The sequence below is a fragment of the Maribacter forsetii DSM 18668 genome (assembly GCF_000744105.1).
GTDB lineage: Bacteria > Bacteroidota > Bacteroidia > Flavobacteriales > Flavobacteriaceae > Maribacter > Maribacter forsetii.
Window position 1 is genome coordinate 3632501 of the sequence record NZ_JQLH01000001.1, and the last position, 24460, is coordinate 3656960.

Here is a 24460-nt window from a genome sequence, read left to right on the forward strand (position 1 = left end):
CGGTACGGCTACCTTGTTACGACTTAGCCCTAGTTACCGATCTTGCCCTAGGCCGCTCCTTACGGTGACGGACTTCAGGCACTCCCGGCTTCCATGGCTTGACGGGCGGTGTGTACAAGGCCCGGGAACGTATTCACCGGATCATGGCTGATATCCGATTACTAGCGATTCCAGCTTCACGGGGTCGAGTTGCAGACCCCGATCCGAACTGTGATAGGTTTTATAGATTCGCTCCGCCTTGCGACGTGGCTGCTCTCTGTACCTACCATTGTAGCACGTGTGTGGCCCAGGACGTAAGGGCCGTGATGATTTGACGTCATCCCCACCTTCCTCACGGTTTGCACCGGCAGTCCCGTTAGAGTCCCCATCATGACATGCTGGCAACTAACGGTAGGGGTTGCGCTCGTTATAGGACTTAACCTGACACCTCACGGCACGAGCTGACGACAACCATGCAGCACCTTGCAAATTGCCCGAAGGAAAATCTATCTCTAGACCTGTCAATATGCATTTAAGCCCTGGTAAGGTTCCTCGCGTATCATCGAATTAAACCACATGCTCCACCGCTTGTGCGGGCCCCCGTCAATTCCTTTGAGTTTCATTCTTGCGAACGTACTCCCCAGGTGGGATACTTATCACTTTCGCTTGGCCGCCCAAGACTCAAGGCCTCGGACAGCTAGTATCCATCGTTTACGGCGTGGACTACCAGGGTATCTAATCCTGTTCGCTCCCCACGCTTTCGTCCATCAGCGTCAGTATATAGTTAGTCACCTGCCTTCGCAATCGGTGTTCTATGTAATATCTATGCATTTCACCGCTACACTACATATTCCGGCAACTTCACTATAACTCAAGACCAACAGTATCAAAGGCAATTTTACAGTTGAGCTGCAAACTTTCACCCCTGACTTATCGGCCCGCCTACGGACCCTTTAAACCCAATAATTCCGGATAACGCTCGGACCCTCCGTATTACCGCGGCTGCTGGCACGGAGTTAGCCGGTCCTTATTCTTACGGTACCGTCAGTAGAGTACACGTACTCTTTTTTCTTCCCGTATAAAAGCAGTTTACTACCCATAGGGCATTCTTCCTGCACGCGGCATGGCTGGATCAGAGTCTCCTCCATTGTCCAATATTCCTCACTGCTGCCTCCCGTAGGAGTCTGGTCCGTGTCTCAGTACCAGTGTGGGGGATCCCCCTCTCAGGGCCCCTACCCATCGTAGCCTTGGTAAGCCGTTACCTTACCAACTAGCTAATGGGACGCATGGCCATCTTATACCGCCCGAAGGCTTTAACCGTATCCCGATGCCGGGTCACGGTACTACGGGGCATTAATCCAAGTTTCCCTGGGCTATTCCCCTGTACAAGGTAGGTTCCATACGCGGTGCGCACCCGTGCGCCGGTCGTCATCTTGTGCAAGCACAAATGTTACCCCTCGACTTGCATGTGTTAGGCCTGCCGCTAGCGTTCATCCTGAGCCAGGATCAAACTCTTCATCGTTGTTTTGTAAATATTCGTCCCAACGAAGTCAAAATCAATCCCGGCCCCGACTCTCGATTCAATTCCTTATATATATCCTAAGACATACTGAATTTTCATGTTTCCTTAATTCTTGTTCCTCTCGCCCAGGTCCTCACCTGAACTCGATTCTTATCTCCACAATATTTCAATGAACTTCTATCCACTCAGCTCAAAATCTCTCGATTTCCTAGCCTCGTTTCCCTTAGGTGTTTCCCTAAGCGGCTGCAAATATACAACTGTTTTTTAACCTGACAACTTTTATCGAAAAAAAATTATTTTCTTTTTTTCGTCAGACCAAAACAACATATCTAAGAACCTATTTCCCACTCCCGATTCCAAATCAATCTTCCTCGCTAGCGGGGTGCAAATGTACACACTATTATTAATTACACAACCATTTTTTAAAATAAAAAACGAAAGTTTTTTGACCAAAACATAACTGCATGATTTTGACAGGGTTGGAGAAGGATAAAATGAGGTGATAATTCAACCATTAAACCCACTGCAGCATTAAGTAACATATTCTACCTATAACCCTGCTAGTATTTTAAACTACAAACCATAATTTAAAAAACAAAACAAGCTTCAAATACTCATCATTTCCTCCATCTATTACTCGAATAAAAACAGAAAAACGTATCAATATTTAATTTTCGCCCTTACTAAATGACAAAATGGATAGTCAAAAAAAGTGTATTTAATTCTACACCTATATAATGTATCTAATTATTGATGTAAGCAAACGGAAGATTATTAAACAACTATTCATTAAGAACCATTACAATTTGAGTTTATGCAATACAGAATAATAATATTTAATTATCCAACTGTACTTTAATATTCAAAAATAACAGCATCAAAACATAGTAATACAGATATGCGTTTGTCAAAAAGTACAATCACCAAATTAAAACAATCGTATTATTTAAAACAAAAAAAGGTCTTGCAAAAGCAAGACCTTAAATTTAAGTGACCTCGAAGGGATTCAAACCCCCAACCCTCAGAGCCGAAATCTGATGCGCTATTCAGTTGCGCCACGAGGCCATAATTTTTTATTAGCAATTAGCAATTAGCAATTAGCAATTAGCAATTAGCAATTAGCAATTAGCAATTAGCAATTAGCAATTAGCAATTAGCAATTAGCAATTAGCAAAATTAAAAATGCCCTAATACGAATCTATATTATGCCAATTTCTTTTTTACGATTGTAGAAATCAACTTACCGTCTGCTTGACCCGCTAATTCCTTAGAAACAATCCCCATCACCTTACCCATATCTTTCATACCTGAAGCACCGGTAGCATCTATAGTTTGAACTACAACTTTTTCTACTTCTTCTTCAGTAAGTTGTTCTGGCAAAAATTGCTCTATGACAGCAATCTGGGCTAATTCTGGATCAGCAAGATCTTGTCTTCCTTGTTCTATAAAAATGGCTGCACTATCTTTTCTTTGTTTTACCAACTTCTGTACAATCTGTATTTCATTATCTTCGGTAATTTCTTCACCTCCACTCGTACTTGCAACCAACAATGCAGATTTTATAGCTCTAAGCGATTCTAGTGCTACGGAATCCTTTGCTTTCATTGCTAATTTCAACTGTTCCATTACTCTTTGCTGCAAAGCCATATCTCTTTTATTTTGGTCTGCGAAGATAAAAAATAAAACCCGAAAACTATATTAGTTTTCGGGTTTTAAAAATATTGTAAGACTTACTATTAGTCTACATTATCATGTAAAAATGAGTTGTTAGATCTTAACTGAATATCATCATTACTATCTCCGCTTAAAGAAGTTCTAGATATCTTTTTTTCTCTTGAACTTTCATTTAAATCTACTCCTTGTCTTTGGTATGCCGGCTTCTTTTCGTCATAACTTGTAGGGGCGTTGTTTTTAAACTTATAATTGAAATCTTTTAGTTTTCTTCTGCGTTCGTCAGCTCTATCTCTCAACAATTCTTCAATAGGTGTTTCCATTGGATCTAACGGTTCCTCTGGACTTGCCTCCCTACTTGGTGCTACTGTCTTTCTTTCGAATACCAACTCATCTTCAACAACCTTTGGCTCAAATTCTTCTGCTTTAGACTTTGCTCCAGTCAGTTTACTCTCTAACTGCATATAGTCATCCAAGCTATAGCGTTTTTCACCATTCTTATTGTATTCTAAGACCGGTACAATTTCAATGCTTTCTTTTACATCAATATCTTTTACTTCATCATGCAAGTCAAACATGATTACATTCTCTTTCTCCTCTTCATCTTTTGATGATCTATCGAACCCTACTGCGAATTGATCATCTTTCTCATCAACTTGTAATTCTTCTGGATCAACTACTTCAATATCTCTAAAAGCCGATGGTGCATCTACGATTACAAAATCTTCTTCTGAAACATTTTTAGCTAATACTTCCTCGTAAAAAACATTGAAATTTTTAATATAGTTCGTTGTAGGTATCAAGTCAAAATCTTCTTCCTCAACGAACTCATACTTTTTTACGGGTTTGACTTGTTTTACCTCCTCTTCCTCATCGTCCATTTCTAAAGTATGAACTGTTTTTTGGTTAGATAACAACATTGCTTCTGCACGTTGTCCTTCTTCTAACGTATGGATAATTTTCTTAGACTCGGTATTTACAATATCATCTTGTTGCTCAATATTAAACCCAGTAGCAATGACCGTTACAGCAATAGCCTCACCTAAGCTCTCATCTTCACCAACACCCATAATAATGTTTGCTCCGTATCCTGCTTCTATTTGAATATGATCATTGATTTCACCAATCTCGTCAATTGTTATTTCTTGTGCACCAGAAACAATCAATAACAATACGTTTTTAGCTCCTTGAATCTTGTTATCGTTCAACAACGGAGAATCCAATGCTTTCATAATCGCTTCATTAGCCCTAGCAGAACCAGATGAAATAGCAGACCCCATTATAGCAGTACCACTATTTGATAGTACTGTTTTAGCATCACGTAAATCTATGTTTTGTGTATAGTGATGTGTAATAACTTCTGCAATACCTCTAGCAGCAGTTGCCAATACTTCATCAGCCTTAGAGAACCCAGCTTTAAAACCAAGGTTACCGTATACTTCTCTTAATTTATTGTTATTAATGACGATCAGCGAATCGACATTATTACGCAATTTTTCAATACCTCGTTGTGCCTGCTCAACTCTCATTTTACCTTCGAATTGAAACGGCATAGTAACGATACCAACAGTAAGAACATCCATTTCTTTTGCAAACTTGGCAATTACGGGAGCAGCACCAGTTCCTGTTCCCCCGCCCATACCAGCAGTAATGAATATCATTTTAGTAGTTGTATCCAACATACTTTTAATCTCTTCCATGCTTTCCATGGCAGCTTGTTCACCTACTTCAGGATTGGCACCAGCACCCAAACCTTCTGTTAATGATACACCTAATTGTATTTTGTTTGGCACCGGACTATTGTCTAAAGCCTGAGAATCCGTATTACAGATTACAAAATCAACTCCGTTAATTCCTGCCTGGAACATGTGATTAATGGCATTACTACCACCGCCACCTACACCAATGACTTTTATAACGTTGCTTTGATTCTTTGGTAGATCAAAGGAGATATTATCAAATTCGCTGTTCTTACTCATATTCTAATTATTACTGGTTATGTATTCTCTTATGCTATGCTTATTACTCTGCGTTATCTAAAAATTCTTTCAATTTTTCAGACCACTTATCAAAAACGGATTTTCTTTCTTTATGCAAGTTAGGGCGAGCTACTGCTTCCGTATCACGATCTGCATACACCAACTCTTCTTCTTGCTCTAGTTCCTGTTCTTGTAAAATCTCTTCTTGCGTCAATTTCAACTTCTCTTGGTTTTTAATGGCATTCATTAAAAGACCAACAGCTGTTGCATACAATGGACTAGCAACTTCTTCATCAGAATCGCCAGCTAAATGTTCGTTAGGGTACCCGATACGAGTATCCATACCTGTTATATATTCTACTAATTGCTTTAAATGCTTCAACTGGCTACCACCACCTGTTAACACGATACCTGCAATCAATTTTTTCTTTTGCTCTTCATGACCGTAGTTTTTAATTTCTACATACACTTGTTCAATAATTTCAACTACACGAGCGTGAATAATCTTAGATAGATTTTTCAATGAGATCTCTTTTGGCTCTCTACCACGTAAACCTGGAATGGACACAATTTCATTATCTCTATTCTCACCTGGCCAAGCAGATCCAAATCTGGTTTTCAACAATTCGGCTTGCTTCTCAATAATCGAACATCCTTCTTTTATATCCTCGGTAATAACTCCACCACCAAAAGGAATAACCGCAGTATGCCTAATGATACCATCTTTAAAAATGGCAAGATCAGTTGTACCACCACCTATATCGATCAATGCTACACCAGCTTCTTTTTCTTCTTGACTCAGTACTGCGTCAGATGATGCTAATGGCTCTAGTGTTATATTTCCTAAATCCAATCCTGCACTTTTAATGCAACGACCTACGTTTTTAATGGAAACTACCTGCCCAACCACTACATGAAAGTTAGCTTCTAGCCTACCACCGTACATACCAACAGGTTCACGGATTTCCGCTTGCCCGTCAACTTTGTATTCTTGTGGTAACACATGAATAATCTCCTCACCTGGTAGCATAATCAATTTGTGCACTTGATTACATAACAAGTCTACATCTTCCTCTCCTATTACCTCCTCAGAATCTTTTCTGGTGATGTAATCGCTGTGCTGTAAACTTCTAATATGCTGACCGGCAATACCAACAACAACAGATCCAATCTTAAGACCAGAATTTGCTTCTGCCTCTTCAACCGCCTGCTGTATAGATTTTATGGTCTGGGTAATGTTATTTACCACCCCTCTGTGTACACCTAAACTTTTGGACTTACCGATACCCAAAATCTCAATTTTACCATACTCGTTTTGTTTTCCGATTATGGCAACGATTTTCGTTGTTCCTATGTCTAAACCGACTGAATATTTAGTTTGTTCCATTTTATTATATTTTAGTGCACACCACCTGGTTATTGAATTCTAAACTTACTTCTGCATAATCCTCCAAGGTCTCATCCTTGTTCGCTTTGACATAAAACGCCTTAAAATTGCTAAACTTGGCATCTAAATCTTCAATACCGCCTATGTTTACAACAAAATTGTTAAGCCTTAATCGTAACTGATATTCTTCCTCTCCTTTGATATGAATACCAATTACAGATTCCCGAAAAAAATCATCCATATTTATGTGTTCCAATATGACATAAACATCCTCAAGGCTTTTACCACTGATATTGCCTGTGATGATAGGAACTCTAGCCGAATGATTATTTGAAAGAGGCATTCTCTTTCCTTCATCGTCCAAATAGAACTTTGTGTTCCCTTCTATGCGCCCTATTGGTTTCCTTTGAACAATTTTAGACGTTAGCTGACCATCTATTGTTAGATAGACTTGTGCACTTTTCACCATTTCATTGGCCTCAAGGGCCTTTTCTACAGTATTCAAAACTATATTTTCTTTAGGCACATTATCAAGGCTACCGTAATTTTGTATTAACAATTTATTAACCGTTCCTTCAGTGAGGTACAAATTTTGATCCCCAATGAATTCTACCTTCATTCCCGTAACATTTTTAGCGCTATTACGCTCATTTGAAAAAGCATATAACCCCATGATTACTAGAACTAAAGCCGCTAACTTTATAAAATTCCAATTAACCTGCATACGACATTTCTTTTTTAATTTTCACAACTTCTAAACCTATATCTCCGGCTCCCATTGTTAGTAAAACATCAGGATCCTGTTTTTTTATTTCAGAAAGGATTTGTTCTTTCGAAATTAATTTTTTATTACCGCTATTTACCTTTTCCAACAACCATTCTGATGTTATCCCCTCAAGTGGTTCTTCTCTAGCCGGATAGATATCCAGCAACAAAATATTCTGGAATTGCGACAAGCTTTTTGCAAACTCATCTGCAAAATCACGTGTTCTTGAAAACAGGTGTGGCTGAAAAATCGCCAATACTTTTTTATTTGGATGCATTTCTGCAACTGCTTCAAAAACAGCATTTATTTCTGTTGGGTGATGCGCATAATCATCTATAAAAACGAAATCATCATTTTTAATTTTGTATGAAAAACGCCTTTGCACTCCTTTAAATGTTGCTAATGCCTCTGCAAGGCGATGCGGTGGGGAACCTGCTTGCATCGCCATTGCGAAAGCTACCAAACCGTTCAACAGATTATGTCGCCCAGGTTTGTTGAATTCAACCCCTTCTAGTTTGAGGTCAGGGGTCTCCAAATCGAATATGTAGGTGCCATGTTCTATTTTTATGTTTCGAATGCAATAATCCGAATCGTCTTCTATACCATATGTCAACCCTTCTAAAGGCAAACCATTACGAACAAATAGTTTACCACCCGGTTTTAAGCGTTTGGTAAAATCAACAAATGTTCTTTCCAATTCTTGCGCATCACCATAAATATCAAGGTGATCAGCATCCATAGACGTAACACACGCTACATTTGGCGTCAACTGCATAAATGAACGATCAAATTCATCTGCTTCAACTACCGAATAGTCTGTTCCTTCTAAAAGGAAATTACTATTAAAATCTTCTGAAATTCCGCCTAAGAACGCCGTCATTTTTACTCCTGTTTCTTTTAACAAATGCGCCAAAATACTAGAGGTCGTTGTTTTACCATGCGTACCGGCAACTGCCAAACAGAAAGAGTCTTTGGTAATTAAACCAAGTACCTCTGAGCGTTTCTTAATCGTGAACCCATTATTTAAAAAGTACTGATACTCCGAATGAGTAGATGGTACCGCAGGGGTATACACTACTAAAGTGTGCTCAACATCGTCTTTAAACTCATCTGCAACACTTTTGATGTCATCTAAATAATGAATGTCAATACCTGAACTTGCCAACTCTTGTGTAAGCGGAGTCTCGGTTTTATCGTACCCTGCAACCGCTTTATCAATGAACGCAAAATAACGCGCCAAAGCAGACATACCTATGCCCCCAATGCCTATAAAATACACCCTATGTATTTGCGTTACGTTCATTTTATTTGATCAATTTTTCTATTTCATCGCAGATATCAGATGTTGCATTTGGTAATGCCAACGACTTAATATTCTTTGATAATTCTTGTTGCTTTTCTTCGGATTTAAATACCGATTCAAACTCCGTTTTAAATGTTGTATCAAGCTCTTTCTCCCTGATCATAATTGCAGCGTTATGACCAACAAGAGATAATGCATTCATAGTTTGGTGATCTTCTGCTACAACTGGCGACGGAATAAAGAATGTTGGTTTCCCAACCAAACACAATTCTGACACTGCACCTGCACCTGCTCTTGAAATGATGAAATCTGCAGCTACATAAGCTTTATCCATCGAGTTTAAAAAAGCATGTACTTTAATATTCTCTGACTGATGCGATTTATAGGTTTCGTAATACCCTTTTCCACATTGCCATATCACTTGCAATCCTAATGCCTCAAAATATTCTAAATGATCCGCTACCAATTGGTTGATGCGTCTTGCCCCTAAACTTCCACCTAATACTAAAAGTGTTTTCTTATCGGCATTCAATTCAAAATACTGTAAAGCTTCATTTTTAGTAGCTTTCAATACCACCAAATCTGAACGTACAGGATTACCCGTTTTTACAATTTTATCTTTCGGGAAAAATTTCTCCATGCCATCATAGGCCACGCAGATTTTTTTCACTTTGTCTTTTAATAGTTTATTGGTAATACCAGCAAAGGAATTCTGTTCTTGCAATACACAAGGTATACCCTTAGTGGTTGCCATTTTTAACAACGGACCACTAGCAAAACCACCCGTACCAATTACGGCGTGTGGTTTAAACTTCGATACGATGCTATTTGCTCTCATTAAGCTACTTATCAATTTTATTGGAAAAAGTAGATTTTTAAGGGTCAGTTTTCGCTGAATTCCCGTAATCCACAATCCTTCTATTTTATATCCTGCTTGCGGCACTTTTTCCATCTCCATTCTATCCTTCGCTCCTACGAACAAAAACTCCGCATCAGGATACCTCCTTTTCAATTCGTTCGCTATGGCAATGGCCGGATAAATATGTCCGCCAGTACCTCCTCCTGATAAAATGAACTTATAACTGCCCACTTAAAATCTCTAAAGGGTTCGTTTCATCTATATCAACATCATTGCCAGAAGCACTCTCCTGCGCTATACTTTTATTACTTGCACTTAAAATGATTCCTATTGCCAAACAGGTCATCCAACTAGAGGTACCACCGCTACTGATCAATGGTAAATTCTGTCCCGTTACCGGAAATAATTCTACCGCAACCGCCATGTTTATTAGTGCTTGAAAAACAATAGGTAATCCTACCCCTAGCACTAATAATTTGCTAAAGATCGATGCACATCCGTTAGCGACGACCACTATCCTAAACAACAGAAACAAATAAAATAGCATCAAAATAAATCCACCTATTAAACCATATTCTTCAACGATAATCGCATAGATAAAATCTGATGAACTCTGTGGTAAAAAGTTCTTTTGCACACTTTTACCCGCTCCTTTACCCATTACTCCACCTGTAGCTATGGCAATTTTTGCTCTTTCTATTTGATAGGTTCCTTCTGAATCTTCAGGGTTAGAGAAACTATCTATCCTGCTCATCCATGTATCTACCCTATTCGGAAATAAATCTGGAAACGCTTTTGCCGTTAATATGAATATGGACAAAAACAGAACTCCCGTTCCTACAATACCTAATAAATATTTCATAGGATATCCTCCTAAAAAACACAATACCATAACCATAGAGAAAACAATAGCCGCAGTTGAAAAGTTAGCTGGTAATATTAACGCCACTACAGCAAATACAGGCAACCACAATGGCACTATGCTTTCTGTAAACGTTATTTTAATATCTCTAACCTTAGAGAAATAACGCGCTACATATATCATTAACACTACTGCCGCCAAGTTAGAGGGCTGAAAACCGAAACCTACCAAAGGCAGACGAATCCAACGACTGGCATTGGTACCACCACTTGAAGTACCTTGCGCCAATACGAATATGAGCAATACCAACACTATGGGCAACGCTATCATGGACAGCCCTTTAAAAAAGTGCGTAGGTATTTTATGTACCCCGTAAATAATTCCAAAGCCTAAAAACAACAGTATGGCATGTTTTACCAAGTGCCCAACCGGCGTACCACTACCTACAACATATACCAAATTACTACTGGCACTATATACTGGTAGAAATGAAAATAAGGCCAAGAGTGCCGCAATGGCCCAAATAGCTTTATCTCCTTTTATATTTTGAAATATATTCAACACCTTATAGGTTCTTTACACAGTTCTTAAATTGATCGCCGCGATCCTCATAGTTCTTAAACAAATCGAAACTTGCACATGCCGGTGATAACAAAACCGTATCACCACGCTCTGCAATTTTATAAGCCACTTTAACAGCTTCTTCCATGGCATAGGTTTCTACCAATAGATCCACAGCATTACCGAATACATGCTTGATTTTTTCATTATCCTCACCTAAGCAAATAATCGCTTTTACTTTTTCACGTACCAATGGCATTAACTCCATGTACTCATTGCCCTTATCTACACCACCTACGATCCAAACAGTAGGTGTTTTCATGCTATCCAATGCGTAATAAGCAGCGTTTACATTCGTTGCTTTTGAGTCATTGATATATTCCACATGATGTATTTTCAACACCTTTTCCAAACGGTGGGGAGCCCCTTGAAAATTAGAAACACAAGCTCTTATAGTTTCCTTACGGATACCGACTAATTTGGCAATTGTTGCCGCTGCCATTGTGTTCTTTACATTGTGCTGACCTTCTAAGGCCAAAGTGTTCTTCGTCATGCTAATAGTATCTGTTGTTGTTTTTATTATTATCTCGCTTTGTTCTATAAATGCGCCTTGTTCAAATACTTTATTCAATGAAAAGGGCATTAATTTTGATTTAACCGGGTGCTTGTTCAGCCATTCTACCAAAACTGTATCATCTGCATCATAAATCAAATAATCGTTTTCGTCTTGGTTTTCTGCAATTCTAAATTTCGATGCTATGTAGTTTTCAAACTCATACTCATACCGATCTAAGTGATCTGGTGTAATATTCGTAATCACGGCAATGTGTGGTTTAAAATCTACTATGCCGTCTAATTGAAAACTACTGATCTCAAGCACGTAATACTCAAAATCATTCTCTGCAACCATTTTCGCATAACTATCACCAATGTTTCCTGCCATACCCACTTTCAATTCGGCATTTGCCAAAATGTGGTTAGTTAGCATGGTAGTCGTTGTTTTTCCGTTGCTACCTGTGATACCAATGATTTTTGCATTGGTGTATTTTGATGCAAATTCTATCTCTGATATTACAGGAACACCTTTCGACACCAACTGCTTTACCAAGGGTACTTTGTCTGGTATACCCGGACTCTTCATTACCAAATCGGCTTTTAGTATGCGGTCTTCAGAATGCTGTTCTTCTTCCCAATCAATTCCAAAATGTTCAAGAACGTTTTTATACTTCTCTTTAATTTTTCCTTTATCGGATACAAAAACATCGTATCCTTTTTTCAATCCTAAAATGGCTGTTCCTACTCCACTTTCTCCTCCTCCAAGAACTACCAGTAATGCCATTATCTAATTTTTAAGGTCACTACAGTTACAATTGCCAATAGTATACCTACAATCCAAAAACGGGTTACGATCTTACTTTCGTGGTATCCCATTTTTTGATAATGGTGATGTAATGGAGACATTAAAAATATACGTCTACCCTCACCAAATTTTTTCTTTGTGTATTTAAAATACCCTACTTGTATCATCACTGAAAGCGACTCCGCAAAGAAGATTCCGCATAACACGGGTATCAATAATTCTTTACGTACTATAATTGCGATTACGGCAATTACTCCACCAATGGTTAAACTACCCGTATCTCCCATAAACACTTGTGCTGGAAATGCATTGTACCATAAGAACCCGATTAATGCACCTGCAAAGGCGGTAATGAATACTAGCAACTCACCTACTCGTGGTATGTACATTATGTCTAAATAATCAGAAAAAATAATGTTACCAGATACCAAGGCAAAAATGCCCAGCGTAAATACAATAATTGCGGATGTACCTGCCGCAAGTCCGTCTATTCCATCAGTTAAATTTGCGCCGTTAGATACTGCAGTTACTATCAAAATGATAATTGGTATAAACAGTAACCACGCATATTCTTTTGCTCCATCGCCCGCCCATGATATTAGACTACCATAATCAAACTCATTGTTCTTAAAAAAAGGTACCGTAGTCATGGTCGACTTTATCTCAGCGCCTTTTACTTGTTCTACCGTATAGTCTTGCGTAATAATTGTTTTGTCATGATCACGCATGGTCACCTCTGGGTGAAAATAAAGTACTGCACCTACTATTAGCCCTAATACTATCTGACCTAAGACCTTAAAACGACCTTTTAACCCTTCTTTATTCTTTTTAAATACTTTGATGTAATCATCTAAAAAGCCAATTGCTCCCATCCACAACGTGGTGAATATCAGTAGTATAATATAAATATTCTCTAACCTCGCAAACAGCAATACCGGTATCAATGTGGACATGATGATGATAACCCCACCCATTGTTGGCGTACCTGCTTTTTGCTTTTGACCATCCAGACCTAAATCGCGAATAGTCTCTCCTACTTGTTGCTTTTGTAAAAATAGAATTACACGCTTACCGTACACTGTCGCAATCATCAATGAAAACAGAATAGCCATTGCCGCACGGAATGTGCTGAACTGAAACAGCGAAGCTCCAGGCAACTGGTATTGTTTTTCTAAATATTCGAACAGGTAGGTTAACATATAATCTGTATTCTTTGCTACTAAGCTTTGGTTATTTTTCTAAGCTTGCTAAAAGCTCTTTTACTATTTTAAAATCGTCGAAATCTATGCGTACGCCATTGGTTTCTTGGTAGGTCTCATGACCTTTGCCGGCTACTAATATGATATCGTTATCGTCTGCTAGTTGACATGCCGTTTTTATGGCTTGCTCCCTATTTTCAATGGATAAAATCTTCTTTACATTCTGAGGTTCTACCCCCGCCTCCATTTCTGCAATAATTTCAGTAGGGGATTCAGTTCTAGGATTATCTGAAGTGAGAATAACTTTATTACTCATTTCAGATGCGATATTACCCATTACCGGACGCTTTGATCTGTCTCTATCGCCACCACACCCCACAACGGTGATGACGTTTTCATTTCCAGTTCTCAACGTGTTGATTGTCTCAAGCACATTTTTTAGGGCGTCCGGCGTATGGGCATAATCAACTATAGCCGTAATTCTTTTCTTAGATATATAATATTGAAACCTTCCATCTACATTCTCCAATTCACTCAACAAGCGAAGGGTTTCTAATTGCTCCAATCCCAATAAATCTGCTGTCGCAAAAATCGCTAGCATATTATAGGCATTGAAATGACCTATTAATTTTGTCCATAGCTCATGATCATTGATTTTCAACAATTGACCGTCGAACTGATTTTCTAAAATCTGTGCTCTGTAATCTGCATAGTTCTTTAAGGCGTAGCTTGCTTTTCTAGCCTTAGTATTCTGCAACATGACCAAACCATTCTTATCATCTACATTAGTCAATGCAAATGCCGTTTTTGGCAACTGATCAAACAATATCTTTTTAGTATCGCGGTACTCTGCAAATGTTTTATGATAGTCTAGATGATCATGAGACAGATTCGTAAAAATTGCCCCTTCAAACACCAAACCTTCGGTTCTTTTCTGGTGAATACCATGAGAACTTACTTCCATAAAGCAATACTCTACACCGGCATCGTTCATCAATTTTAAATGCTGATTGATCACCAATGCATCAGGAGTAGTATGTTTTGTTGGATAAACCGTATCATCTACCATGATTTTAATGGTGGACAACAAGCCTACTTTGTATCCTGCTTTTTTAAATAACTGATATAACAAACTAGATACCGTGGTTTTACCATTGGTACCCGTAACACCTACTAATTTTAAATTTTTTGATGGTGTACCGTAGTAATTTGAAGCCATCAATGCCAATGCCTGATTACCACTTTCTACTTGCACATACGTTACATCATCTATCATCTCAGCTGGTAACTGCTCGCAAACTATTGCTCTTGCACCTGCAGCAACTACCTGATCAATATATTTATGACCATCGGTCAACGTGCCTTTTATAGCTACGAAGGCATCAGATTTTTGCACCTCGCGAGAATCAAAACGAACTGATGCTATATCACAAGAGGTAGTACCGCTAACAGCAGTAATACGCACTCCATATAATATGTCCTTTAATTGCATCATATTAATTCTAATACTATTTTTTTCACTGATTTTAAATCGGTGCCTTTGGTAATGGACTGTTTTTTTACCTTGCCATTTCCTCTTACCTCTACTTCAATACCCAAATTCTCAAGAATTGCAACGGCATCCATACCACACATACCTTTTACATTTGGCATTGCAGCATATTTTGCCTGTGCCACCTTATAGTATCCTTGGTGAGAATCTTCATTTTTAGCGATCAACACATTTTTTACATCTACCTCACTTGTTAAAGGTGATGTTGCATATACTTTTTGTGCTACAGATTTAAATACCGGACCAGATACATCTGCACCATAATACCCAACACTTTTGTCTGGCTTATGGATTACCACTATACAAGAGTATTTTGGATCATCTGCCGGAAAATATCCTGCGAACGAAGAAACATATTCATACTTCGACCTATCCTTAGACACATAATTCGTCTGAGTTGTACCCGTTTTTCCCGCCATAGAGAAATTCTTTGAATACATACGGTGACCCGTTCCATGGTCTTTCTCCACTACATTCTTTAATATCTGCTGTACTTTCTTTACGGTGGACTGAGAACAAATTGCAGGGTTCAATACCTTTTTATCAAACTTCTCAATCGTCTTGTTCCACTCTTTTACTTCTTTCAACAAACGCGGCTTTACCATTTCGCCATTATTTGCAATAGCATTATAGAATGCCAATGTTTGTAGCGGAGTCATAGATACCTCATAGCCATAAGCCATTTGCGCCAATGAAAGACCTGACCATCCTTTATCACCTGGGTAACGCAGAACAGGTTTTCCTTCGCCAACTACCGGAAGTCCTAATTCTTTATGGATACCCATGCTCATTAATCTGTTCACATATTTCTCTGGGTCATTCTTATACCCTTCATGAATCATTTTAGCAAAGGCAACATTTGACGACACCTCAAAAGCTTCTGACATGGTAATTTCACCGTGACCTCCACGTTTGGTATCCCTAATAGTATGCTTATATAATTTCCAAGCTCCTTTTTCGGTATCAATAACAGAACTGGTATCTATCACCTTATCTTCTAAAGCAGCCACCAAATTCACTAATTTAAAAGTAGAACCAGGCTCGTGAGATTCACCGATGGCGTAATTCAATCGCTCGTAATATTTACCTTCTGAGGTCTGACCCAAATTCGATATCGCCTTTACCTCACCCGTTTTCACTTCCATTACGATTACCGTACCGTGATCCGCTTGATATTTCTCTAACTGACCCAATAATGCATGGTGCGCTATATCTTGTATATTAATGTCTATAGTAGAATACACATCATAACCATCTTTTGGCTCAATGATATTATCGTTACCAATTGGCTTCCACTGTCCCTTTGCGATTTTTTGCTTTAAACGCTTCCCTGAAATTCCTCTTAGGTATTCCCCAAAAGCACCTTCCATACCCACTCGAGTATAATATCCGTTTTCATCTACACGCTCATACCCAACACTACGCTCGGCAATTTTACCTAAAGGATGCTCTCTTTTCGTTTTCTGCTCAATAATGAGTCCGCCTTTGAACGCTCCTTTATTGAATAGCGGAAATTCCTTTACTGCCATATATTCAGAATAATCTAGATTACGCACAATTAGCGCATACCTATTTTTATTCTCTCTCGCTTTTCTTAAAAGTTGCTGATAATGAGAAGACGTTTTACCAAATTGCTTGGCCAAGGCATCTGCCAATGGTTTTACATTTTCTTTAAAATCTTCACTACTTACCGTTACGGCATCAAAACGTATAGTGTATTTAGATACTGAAGTTGCCAAAAGGCTACCGTCATCTGAATATAGGTTACCTCTATTCGGCTCAATGGTGAACATACGCTCGGTACGCGTATCTGCCAATGCCTGGTATTTTTCGCCATCTACAATTTGAATAGAAACCAGCTTAAACAACACAGCACCCGCAAAGAGCACCATGAAACCCGCCACTATGTAGAGCCTTTTTAATATGCTTTTATCCGTCGCTGCCATTATTCCTCCTCTTTTAAAGATTTCACCTTAATTTTCTGCGGGGGATTCTCTGAAGGATACAGTCCTTTTTCCGATATTTTACCGGTAATGCTCGATTCTAATTTTAGCTGCTGCACATCTGATCGCATATCTACGAACTCATTACGCAACTCTTTTACTTCTTCATTCAATAAAGCAATGCGGTGTACTTTTTGATCGGCACTATGAGAGCTACTGATCATAACCGTTGCCAAAAACGAAATGAAAATAATGAACAGCCAATTTTTAGGGGCGTCATCGCTCACCAAAAATTTACCCTTCAAAAGGTCAAAAACACCTGTTTTCACTTTACTTTTCGCCATTACGCTCTGCTATTCTTAATTTTGCACTACGTGCTCTGTTATTCAATTTTATTTCCTCTTTAGTCGGCACTATCAATCCACCAACCTTTTTTAACGGTACATCTATATTGCCGTAAAAATCTTTTTCCGGCTCTCCTTCAAACTGTCCTGCTCTTATAAATCTTTTTACAAGCCTGTCTTCTAAAGAGTGGTAGCTAATTACACTTAGCCTTCCTTTTTCATTCAATAAACCTGGAGCCTGCTCCAAAAACTCTTTGATCACTTCTATCTCTTGATTCACCTCTATGCGAATCGCTTGATATATCTGTGCCAATATTTTATGTTGCCTATGTTCCGGCAAAAACTGCTTCAACACTGTTTTCAATGCATCGGTAGTCTGTATCTCTTCTTCTTCCCTACTGGCAACAATTACTTTTGCCATGGCGTTCGCGTTTCTAATATCGCCGTACTCGAACAACACCTTACGCAAGTCATCATATGAGTACTTATTCACTACCTCAAAAGCTGATAGTGTATTGCGCTTGCTCATTCGCATATCCAAATCCGCATCAAAACGCGTAGAGAATCCTCTTTCCGCTTGATCAAACTGATGCGATGACACTCCGTAATCCGCAAGAATACCATCTACCTTCTTTATGCCATAGAACTTTAAAAACTGGGTGATGTATCTAAAATTCTCCGCTATCAGCGTAAATCTTGGGTCACCTAATGCATTTGCCTGCGCATCCTCATCTTGATCAAAGGCATATAATTTGCCTTCCTTGCCCAATCTTTTTAATATCTCTTTAGAGTGACCGCCACCACCAAATGTCACATCTACATATATACCATCTTCTTTGATGTTTAAACCGTCTACCGATTCTTTCAGCAATACAGGATTATGATACATCTCCACTTGGTTTTTCACCTAACATTACACGCTTTGCCAACTTCACCTTCTCTTCTTTCGTTGCGTTTATAGATTCGTCATACGCCTTCTTGTCCCAAATCTCTAATCTTTTACCAATTGGTGCAATCACCACTTCTTTGGTAATACCACCTAATGAAATAATGTCTTTAGGTATCAATAATCTACCGGTAGCATCTACTTCTACTTGACGAAGCCCCGCAGTATACATTCTTATGAACTGTAGGTTTTCTTCATCGAACCTGCTCTTTTCGTTCAATTCTGCCATTACTCTGTGCCACTCGTAAGCAGGGTATAATTCTAAACACTCGCTCAAATATGATTTTTTGATAAAGAAGCCATCTTTTAAGATCGGAGCCACTTGATTGCGCAGCGCAACAGGGAGCATAATACGCCCCTTAGCATCAGCTTTGCAGTTAAATGTCCCAAAGAAAAAGATGTCCAAATTGGTTCTGTTTAGTTTATATAACTCAAATATATAAATATTATTACCACATTTTACCACTAAAAACCACTTTGTTAATAAATTACCCCACTTTTGAACACGTTTTTGCACTTCATCGGATTTTATGGGATAATTTTCCCACTCAGCCCCTAAATCTTGAAAAAGTGAATTCTTAAAGTTTCTTGTGGTCACCTTATCGAAAAGAGTTGTTTGCTATTCTCGGTAATTACCTATATTTGGACAATTACTGATGAGTAGTGCGCATGGAAAACGAATTGATCAACGACGGAGGATTTAAGTATATAGAAAAAGGCGAAGGAAAACCCATTATTATTCTACACGGATTAATGGGCGGACTCAGTAATTTTGAGGGAGTGAATACTTATTTCCCTCCTAAAGGTTACAAAGTACTGATTCCTGAATTGCCCCTATACTCAATGCCGATGTTAAAGACAACGGTAAAGAATTTTGCCAAATACCTTAAGAAATTCATTGACTATAAAGAGCTGGATGATGTTATTCTTTTAGGCAACTCTTTAGGTGGCCATATTGGTCTTTTACACACCAAATTATACCCTGCCAAAGTAAAAGCTTTGGTGATTACCGGTAGTTCTGGACTTTATGAAAGCGCTATGGGCGATGGTTACCCAAAACGTGGTGATTATGAGTTCATTAAAAAGAAGGCACAAGATGTTTTCTATGACCCGGCAGTTGCCACCAAAGAGATTGTAGATGAAGTTTTTGCTACGGTCAATGATCGTGTAAAATTGGTGAAGACTTTGGCAATTGCAAAAAGTGCCATTCGCCATAACATGGCGCAAGATCTACCTAGCATGAAAACCCCTACTTGTATTATATGGGGAAAAAATGATACGGTTACTCCGCCAGACGTTGCAGAACTGTTCGATGAGCTTTTACCTAATTCAGATTTATTTTGGATGGATAAATGTGGACATGCACCTATGATGGAGCACCCAGACCAATTCAATACCATTCTTGATGAGTGGTTGACGAAAAACAATTTCTAAATACCCTACGGATGAAAATAAAGTCGGCCGACTTTGTAATGAGCAACTCTGATGTTGCCAAATGCCCGAAAGAGCCTTTACCCGAGTACGCCTTTATTGGTCGTTCTAACGTTGGTAAGTCTTCTTTGATCAATATGTTGACCGAGCGTAAAAGCTTGGCAAAAACATCTGGCAGACCTGGTAAGACACAATTGATCAACCATTTTAAAATCAATGAAAATTGGTTTCTGGTAGATTTACCCGGTTACGGTTATGCCCGTGTTTCTAAAAGAGATAAAAATACCTTTCAAAAATATATCACCAATTACTTTTTACAACGAGAGCAGCTAGTGTGTTCTTTTGTACTTGTAGATATTCGCCATGATCCACAACCTATAGATATGGAGTTCATGCAGTGGATGGGTGAAAACGGAGTACCTTTTGCCATTATCTTCACCAAAGCAGATAAATTGAAACCGAAAGCCATTGAGCGCCAGGTAAAACAATATCTGGACAAACTTTTAGCCGATATGTGGGAAGAAGCACCGCCACATTTTGTAACCAGCTCTAGCCACCGTAGCGGTCGTGATGAAGTACTGGCGTACATAGATGATATCAACGAGAAGTTTTTTGAGGCAACGAAGTAGTTGTTGGTTGTTGGTTGTTCGTTTTTTAACGCTGCGCGTTTTTTGTATTAAGTACTTGTTCTAGTGTTCAGTTGGCAGTATCAGTTGGCAGTTTTTTTTAACGCTGCGCGTTTTTTGTATTAAGTATTAAGTACATAGCTGTTTGTGTTAGTTCTTTGTACTTCGTACTCAGAGCTGTTCGCTTTTTGCTATTCTCTTTACATTGCACATCCACTACTTAATACTTTGTACTTATTACTTTGTACTCTTTAATTACTTACGGCTTCATACGCTGTACTTTTTACTCTTTAAAACCGAAATGTCACTTCGAGCGCAGTCGAGAACTTTGGAACACGAATCACTTCGGCTGCGCTCAGCGACCGAGTAAGCTCTACGACCGAGTGAGACCAACAACCAACAACCAAAAACCATCAACCAAGCGGGACCAACAACCAAATACAGAACACACCTTCAACAGATTGCCACGTCACGATAAGCTCCTCGCAAAGACGAATATTAAAATCTCTCCGTCATAGCGAGCAAAGCGCGGCTATATGCTTATTTGGAACACGACACCCATCTCGTAAACGCATTGTCAGTTCGAGTGATTTTAGCATGAGTGCAACGAAAGCCTAAAATTGTATCGAGAACCCTTGCGTGTTCCAAACCTGTTCTCGATACCCTCCTTATCGGCGGGCAAGCGAATTTCTAGTACCTCGAAATTCACTCGAACTGACAGTGGTACTCGCTAACGAAAACATCTGAAAACTGAAACTGCTTACTGAAAACTTCCTCGTCAACGTCATAGCGAGCAAAACGCGGCTATCTTTTTGTTTGGAACACGAATCACTTCGGCTACGCTCAGCGACCGAGTAAGCTCAGAGACAGAGTAAGACCGACAACCGACAACCATCAACTAAGCGTAGCGATCAACTCCTCCACCGTCTCCATAGCATTCAACTTCTCGGCAGACACCAACACCTCTAGGTCATGATCTGTTTCTACCAATATAATAGGATAGGTATACTTATGCCCAAATTTGCTTTTATAGTTTTCTTGAAATTCATCTTTATGAAAGAATTCTAACTCGTAGCCTTTAGCTAACAAACTTTCCCTAAACCCTTTCCACTGCTTGTTCTCGGTAAAACTACCATAGGTTAAACTGCAGAGATTGCAGTTATAGGTAGCTGGGTTAATGATTTTATGGGCGAAATCTAGCATTTTACTGCCCGTATCGCTATTGGCATTATAGATAAATAGAATTTTCTTTGACATGACCTTTTGGTCGTAAAAATACCCAAACCATACATATTTTTTAACCGATTATGGTTTCCCGTAATGGAGTTTGAAATGTTAATTGTAGGTTTATTCTTTAGTGGTATATTAGCTAAGTAAGCTTAACCCTCCAAAACAGGAAATAAACGTACTCTGGTCAGTTTATACGTACGTTGGCATTAATTTGAACAAAATGAGAGTATTCATATCACATAGTAGTAAGGACAAAAAATTTGTTCGATTATTAAAAGACAGTTTATTAGAAAATAGTATTGAAACTTGGTTTGACGAAGACCAACTTGATTTAGGAGATAAATTGGTTAATAAACTTGAAAATGCTTTAGATGATTCCTCGCATTTAGTAATCATTTTATCACCTTCCTCTATAAATTCTGATTGGGTAAATTTTGAATTGAAAAGAGCTATTAAAAATAATCGCACTGGATTGAATTCAAAAATAATTCCTATAAAATATAAAGAATGTAATGTTCCTGATGAAATTTCGGATTTACTTCATGCAGATTTAACCGATGAAGTTGTTCTTCCCGACAATGATAGAGTTAAATTTATTTCAAGTGGTTTTGATAGTTTTTTTCTGAAATTAGTACGAACGATTAGAAATTCTGCAAAAACAATTACTAAAGCCGAAAAAGAAGAAATTTTAAAATCTATAAAAGCAAGTAAGCAAGCAGTAGACAAACATCAAAAATCAATTCATAGGGGGAATTATAAATTAATAGGATACACAACGCTTGAATCAAGGAAAAAATTCCAAAATAAACTTAAAGGAAGAGTAGATAAAGTTGAGTCTATTGAAGACATCAAACCATTACTACTCCCTTATAGTTTGAAAACAGTTTATAAACCCGAATTGGGAATAAAGTTAATGGTTGAAGGAGACGAACTACCATTTGGTACTGAAGCACATTTCGCAGGTTATAGGAATGACGATTTAGCAATTGCTGTTGATAAAAGAACTCGAGACGGAATAATGATTGATTTTGATAATTATTATCAAATAGAAATTGATCCAGAAAAAGATTTGATAAGGTTCGTGAATAAAATAAAAACTAATGCAAACACCGTATAAAAATAATTGCGATTTAGTGCTTAATCAAAGGTCGTTGCGTGTTTGTAACTTCTGATTTTCCTTCGGAAAATCCTCGCATAAAAATCCACAACTATTATTATACAAATACGTTGCAGCCAATGCAAATCAGACATTACAGAAAGTTAAAAAACAACCAAAATTATGAGTAAAAACTATAGCGCGTTTTATGTTAGTGAGCCTTTTAGTGAATCATCTCTTGGAGCGCATGCTACCAAAGATTTTTGTTATTATAGTATATTAAAGGCATGGAAAGGTTCTGACTCTTCTTTTCCTTTTAATAATGCTCATGACACAACTTATAATGTTCGTGATAACAGTGACTGGGAATTAACACTTAAACCAAGACTGAGGCAAAGATTAAGAAACTCTAAAAACATCATATTATTTTTAAGTGAAAATACAAAAAGTTCTAGAGCGTTGAGAGAAGAAATAGATTATGGAACTAATACATTAAACCTTCCAATAATTGTTATTTATCCAGACTTAAAAACAAAAGAAGATTTACTAAATAATGCTAATACTGGCTTGAATAATATTGTGAAAGCATTGTGGAACAAGCTACCAATTTTTAGAGATTCAAAATCGAACGTGCCTGTGCTACATGTTCCAATGAACAAAGTGATTATTCGGAAAGCATTAAATAATGTCAATTTAAGGGAGGGTTCTAAAAAAGAAGCTGGAGACTATTTTTATAACTAAGTAAATATGAAAGTTAATTTTTTAGATAAAAATGTAAGAAACAAATTCTGGATTTACTTTTCAGTAATTTCTGGTATTTTGTCATTCATATTACTTTTTAATATCATTCCTGACCAATACAACAATTGTTTAAAATACTTTGGTTATGCAGCATTTGTAGTATTAATTTTGATTTATTTATTTATTTGGTACAGAGCTAATAATCTTACCAATATAAATATTGATATTGAGGGCAGTAATGTAAATATCAAATGCGGAGACTTATTTTCTGAGAAAGGACTAAAAACAATACCTTTTAATGAATTCTTTGACACAATAGTAGATGATAAAATTATATCCAATAAATCTCTTAACGGTATTTTTATTAATCGATTTTTTAATGATAATCTAAATGAACTTGATACATTTATTGTAGAAAATTCAGATAGTTCAGATATAATTGACAACGAATTTGAAAGGACAAGAGGAGGTAAAAAAGTTAAATTTAAACTTAGTACATTATTTGTGCATGATGATTATATAATAACTGCATTTTCTAAGTTTGACGAACATAATAAGGCAACTTTGACTATGCCTGAATACATAGAATTTTTAATTAACTTTTGGGATAGAGTCAACCGCATTTATGCACAAAAAAATGTTTCTGTTCCCATTTTTGGCTCTGGGATAACTCGACTGAAAGAGCACAAAAATATAGGTGACGAGGATTTATTAAAGATAATGCTATGGACATTTAAACTAAGTGAAATGAAATTCAAATATCCCGCAAAACTATCAATAATAATTCATGAGGATAAAATTGACCAAATCAATCTATACAATTTAAAATCTATTGAACTTGGATTGTAATTCATAGCTATTAAATGAAGAAAGTATTAGCTACAAAATAGCTATAAACAATTGGGAATAAAGTGATTAAAGAAAAGTATAACCATAATAAAAAGTCTGTTCTAAAATAAAAAGTTAGAGCATGAAATCCCCAACTGTCAATAGCCGAGACCATTGAACAAAATTAGAGAAACGAAATACCAAATAAAGATTGTTAATTAGAATATTCACACATTTCAAATTTCACTAAATCTTTAATAGCATTAGTGGATAAA

Annotated in this window: 20 protein-coding genes, 1 tRNA gene and 1 rRNA gene (1 of these 22 only partly in view); 5 read left to right on the forward strand and 17 right to left on the reverse strand. The window is 37.7% G+C overall.

Annotated elements, in window-relative coordinates; translation table 11 throughout:
• The 16 genes from P177_RS15445 to P177_RS15520 form a co-directional block, all read right to left on the reverse strand.
• Positions 1-1501 (reverse strand): 16S ribosomal RNA (locus tag P177_RS15445) (it extends 26 nt beyond the left edge of the window).
• Positions 1502-2492: 991 nt separating this feature from the next.
• Positions 2493-2566 (reverse strand) — tRNA-Arg (locus P177_RS15450).
• Positions 2567-2704: 138 nt separating this feature from the next.
• Positions 2705-3148 carry a GatB/YqeY domain-containing protein gene (locus tag P177_RS15455; RefSeq protein WP_036156171.1) on the reverse strand — a complete coding sequence of 148 codons (444 nt, stop codon included), beginning with the start codon at positions 3146-3148 and terminating at the stop codon, positions 2705-2707.
• A gap of 89 nt (positions 3149-3237) precedes the next feature.
• Complete coding sequence (gene ftsZ / locus P177_RS15460) at positions 3238-5151, reverse strand: cell division protein FtsZ (RefSeq protein ID WP_036156173.1); 1914 nt, start codon at positions 5149-5151, stop codon at positions 3238-3240.
• Positions 5152-5194: 43 nt separating this feature from the next.
• The gene (ftsA, locus tag P177_RS15465) at positions 5195-6538 is read right to left on the reverse strand and encodes a cell division protein FtsA (protein ID WP_036156175.1); all 1344 of its coding nucleotides are present in this window, start codon (positions 6536-6538) and stop codon (positions 5195-5197) included.
• A gap of 4 nt (positions 6539-6542) precedes the next feature.
• Positions 6543-7262, reverse strand: a complete 720-nt coding sequence (locus tag P177_RS15470; protein ID WP_036156177.1) for a cell division protein FtsQ/DivIB — start codon at positions 7260-7262, stop codon at positions 6543-6545.
• Positions 7252-8607 (reverse strand): UDP-N-acetylmuramate--L-alanine ligase, encoded by a 1356-nt coding sequence (murC, locus tag P177_RS15475; protein WP_036156179.1) that lies wholly within the window; start codon positions 8605-8607, stop codon positions 7252-7254. The genes P177_RS15470 and murC overlap by 11 nt, the downstream gene beginning before the upstream one ends.
• A gap of 1 nt (position 8608) precedes the next feature.
• Positions 8609-9697: an undecaprenyldiphospho-muramoylpentapeptide beta-N-acetylglucosaminyltransferase gene (murG, locus tag P177_RS15480; protein WP_036156181.1), complete on the reverse strand. Its 1089-nt coding sequence runs from the start codon at positions 9695-9697 to the stop codon at positions 8609-8611.
• Complete coding sequence (locus tag P177_RS15485) at positions 9684-10892, reverse strand: FtsW/RodA/SpoVE family cell cycle protein (protein ID WP_036156183.1); 1209 nt, start codon at positions 10890-10892, stop codon at positions 9684-9686. Before P177_RS15485 ends, murG begins: the two co-directional genes overlap by 14 nt.
• A 1-nt stretch (position 10893) precedes the next feature.
• A complete protein-coding gene (gene murD, locus P177_RS15490) occupies positions 10894-12228 on the reverse strand; it encodes a UDP-N-acetylmuramoyl-L-alanine--D-glutamate ligase (RefSeq protein WP_036156185.1) in 1335 nt (444 codons plus the stop codon).
• On the reverse strand, positions 12228-13448 hold the full coding sequence (gene mraY, locus P177_RS15495) for a phospho-N-acetylmuramoyl-pentapeptide-transferase (protein WP_036156187.1): 1221 nt from the start codon (positions 13446-13448) through the stop codon (positions 12228-12230). The genes murD and mraY overlap by 1 nt, the downstream gene beginning before the upstream one ends.
• A gap of 31 nt (positions 13449-13479) precedes the next feature.
• The gene (locus P177_RS15500) at positions 13480-14943 is read right to left on the reverse strand and encodes a UDP-N-acetylmuramoyl-L-alanyl-D-glutamate--2,6-diaminopimelate ligase (RefSeq protein WP_036156189.1); all 1464 of its coding nucleotides are present in this window, start codon (positions 14941-14943) and stop codon (positions 13480-13482) included.
• Positions 14940-16946 (reverse strand): penicillin-binding protein, encoded by a 2007-nt coding sequence (locus P177_RS15505; RefSeq protein ID WP_036156191.1) that lies wholly within the window; start codon positions 16944-16946, stop codon positions 14940-14942. Before P177_RS15505 ends, P177_RS15500 begins: the two co-directional genes overlap by 4 nt.
• Positions 16946-17287, reverse strand: a complete 342-nt coding sequence (locus P177_RS15510) for an FtsL-like putative cell division protein (RefSeq protein ID WP_394330707.1) — start codon at positions 17285-17287, stop codon at positions 16946-16948. The genes P177_RS15505 and P177_RS15510 overlap by 1 nt, the downstream gene beginning before the upstream one ends.
• Complete coding sequence (rsmH, locus tag P177_RS15515; RefSeq protein ID WP_036156193.1) at positions 17274-18176, reverse strand: 16S rRNA (cytosine(1402)-N(4))-methyltransferase RsmH; 903 nt, start codon at positions 18174-18176, stop codon at positions 17274-17276. Before rsmH ends, P177_RS15510 begins: the two co-directional genes overlap by 14 nt.
• Positions 18166-18831, reverse strand: coding sequence for a division/cell wall cluster transcriptional repressor MraZ (locus P177_RS15520; protein WP_245233053.1), 666 nt, complete (start codon positions 18829-18831; stop codon positions 18166-18168). Before P177_RS15520 ends, rsmH begins: the two co-directional genes overlap by 11 nt.
• A 71-nt stretch (positions 18832-18902) precedes the next feature.
• Between P177_RS15520 and P177_RS15525 the strand changes: the two genes are divergently transcribed.
• Positions 18903-19667: an alpha/beta fold hydrolase gene (locus tag P177_RS15525; RefSeq protein ID WP_036156195.1), complete on the forward strand. Its 765-nt coding sequence runs from the start codon at positions 18903-18905 to the stop codon at positions 19665-19667.
• 11 nt (positions 19668-19678) lie between these two features.
• Positions 19679-20293: a ribosome biogenesis GTP-binding protein YihA/YsxC gene (gene yihA / locus P177_RS15530; protein WP_036156198.1), complete on the forward strand. Its 615-nt coding sequence runs from the start codon at positions 19679-19681 to the stop codon at positions 20291-20293.
• 891 nt (positions 20294-21184) lie between these two features.
• On the opposite strand, the gene P177_RS15535 is transcribed toward yihA, so the two are convergent.
• A complete protein-coding gene (locus P177_RS15535) occupies positions 21185-21547 on the reverse strand; it encodes a hypothetical protein (protein WP_036156199.1) in 363 nt (120 codons plus the stop codon).
• 193 nt (positions 21548-21740) lie between these two features.
• Here P177_RS15535 and P177_RS15540 point away from each other — a divergent pair, with 193 nt between their 5' ends.
• The 3 genes from P177_RS15540 to P177_RS15550 all read left to right on the forward strand — a co-directional run bounded on the left by P177_RS15540 (position 21741) and on the right by P177_RS15550 (position 24206).
• Entirely contained in the window at positions 21741-22637 is an 897-nt protein-coding gene (locus P177_RS15540) for a toll/interleukin-1 receptor domain-containing protein (protein ID WP_036156201.1), read from the forward strand.
• 162 nt (positions 22638-22799) lie between these two features.
• Positions 22800-23357, forward strand: coding sequence for a TIR domain-containing protein (locus tag P177_RS15545; protein WP_036156203.1), 558 nt, complete (start codon positions 22800-22802; stop codon positions 23355-23357).
• A 6-nt stretch (positions 23358-23363) separates the two neighbouring features.
• Positions 23364-24206, forward strand: coding sequence for a macro domain-containing protein (locus P177_RS15550; protein WP_036156205.1), 843 nt, complete (start codon positions 23364-23366; stop codon positions 24204-24206).
• Positions 24207-24460: the final 254 nt, after the last annotated feature.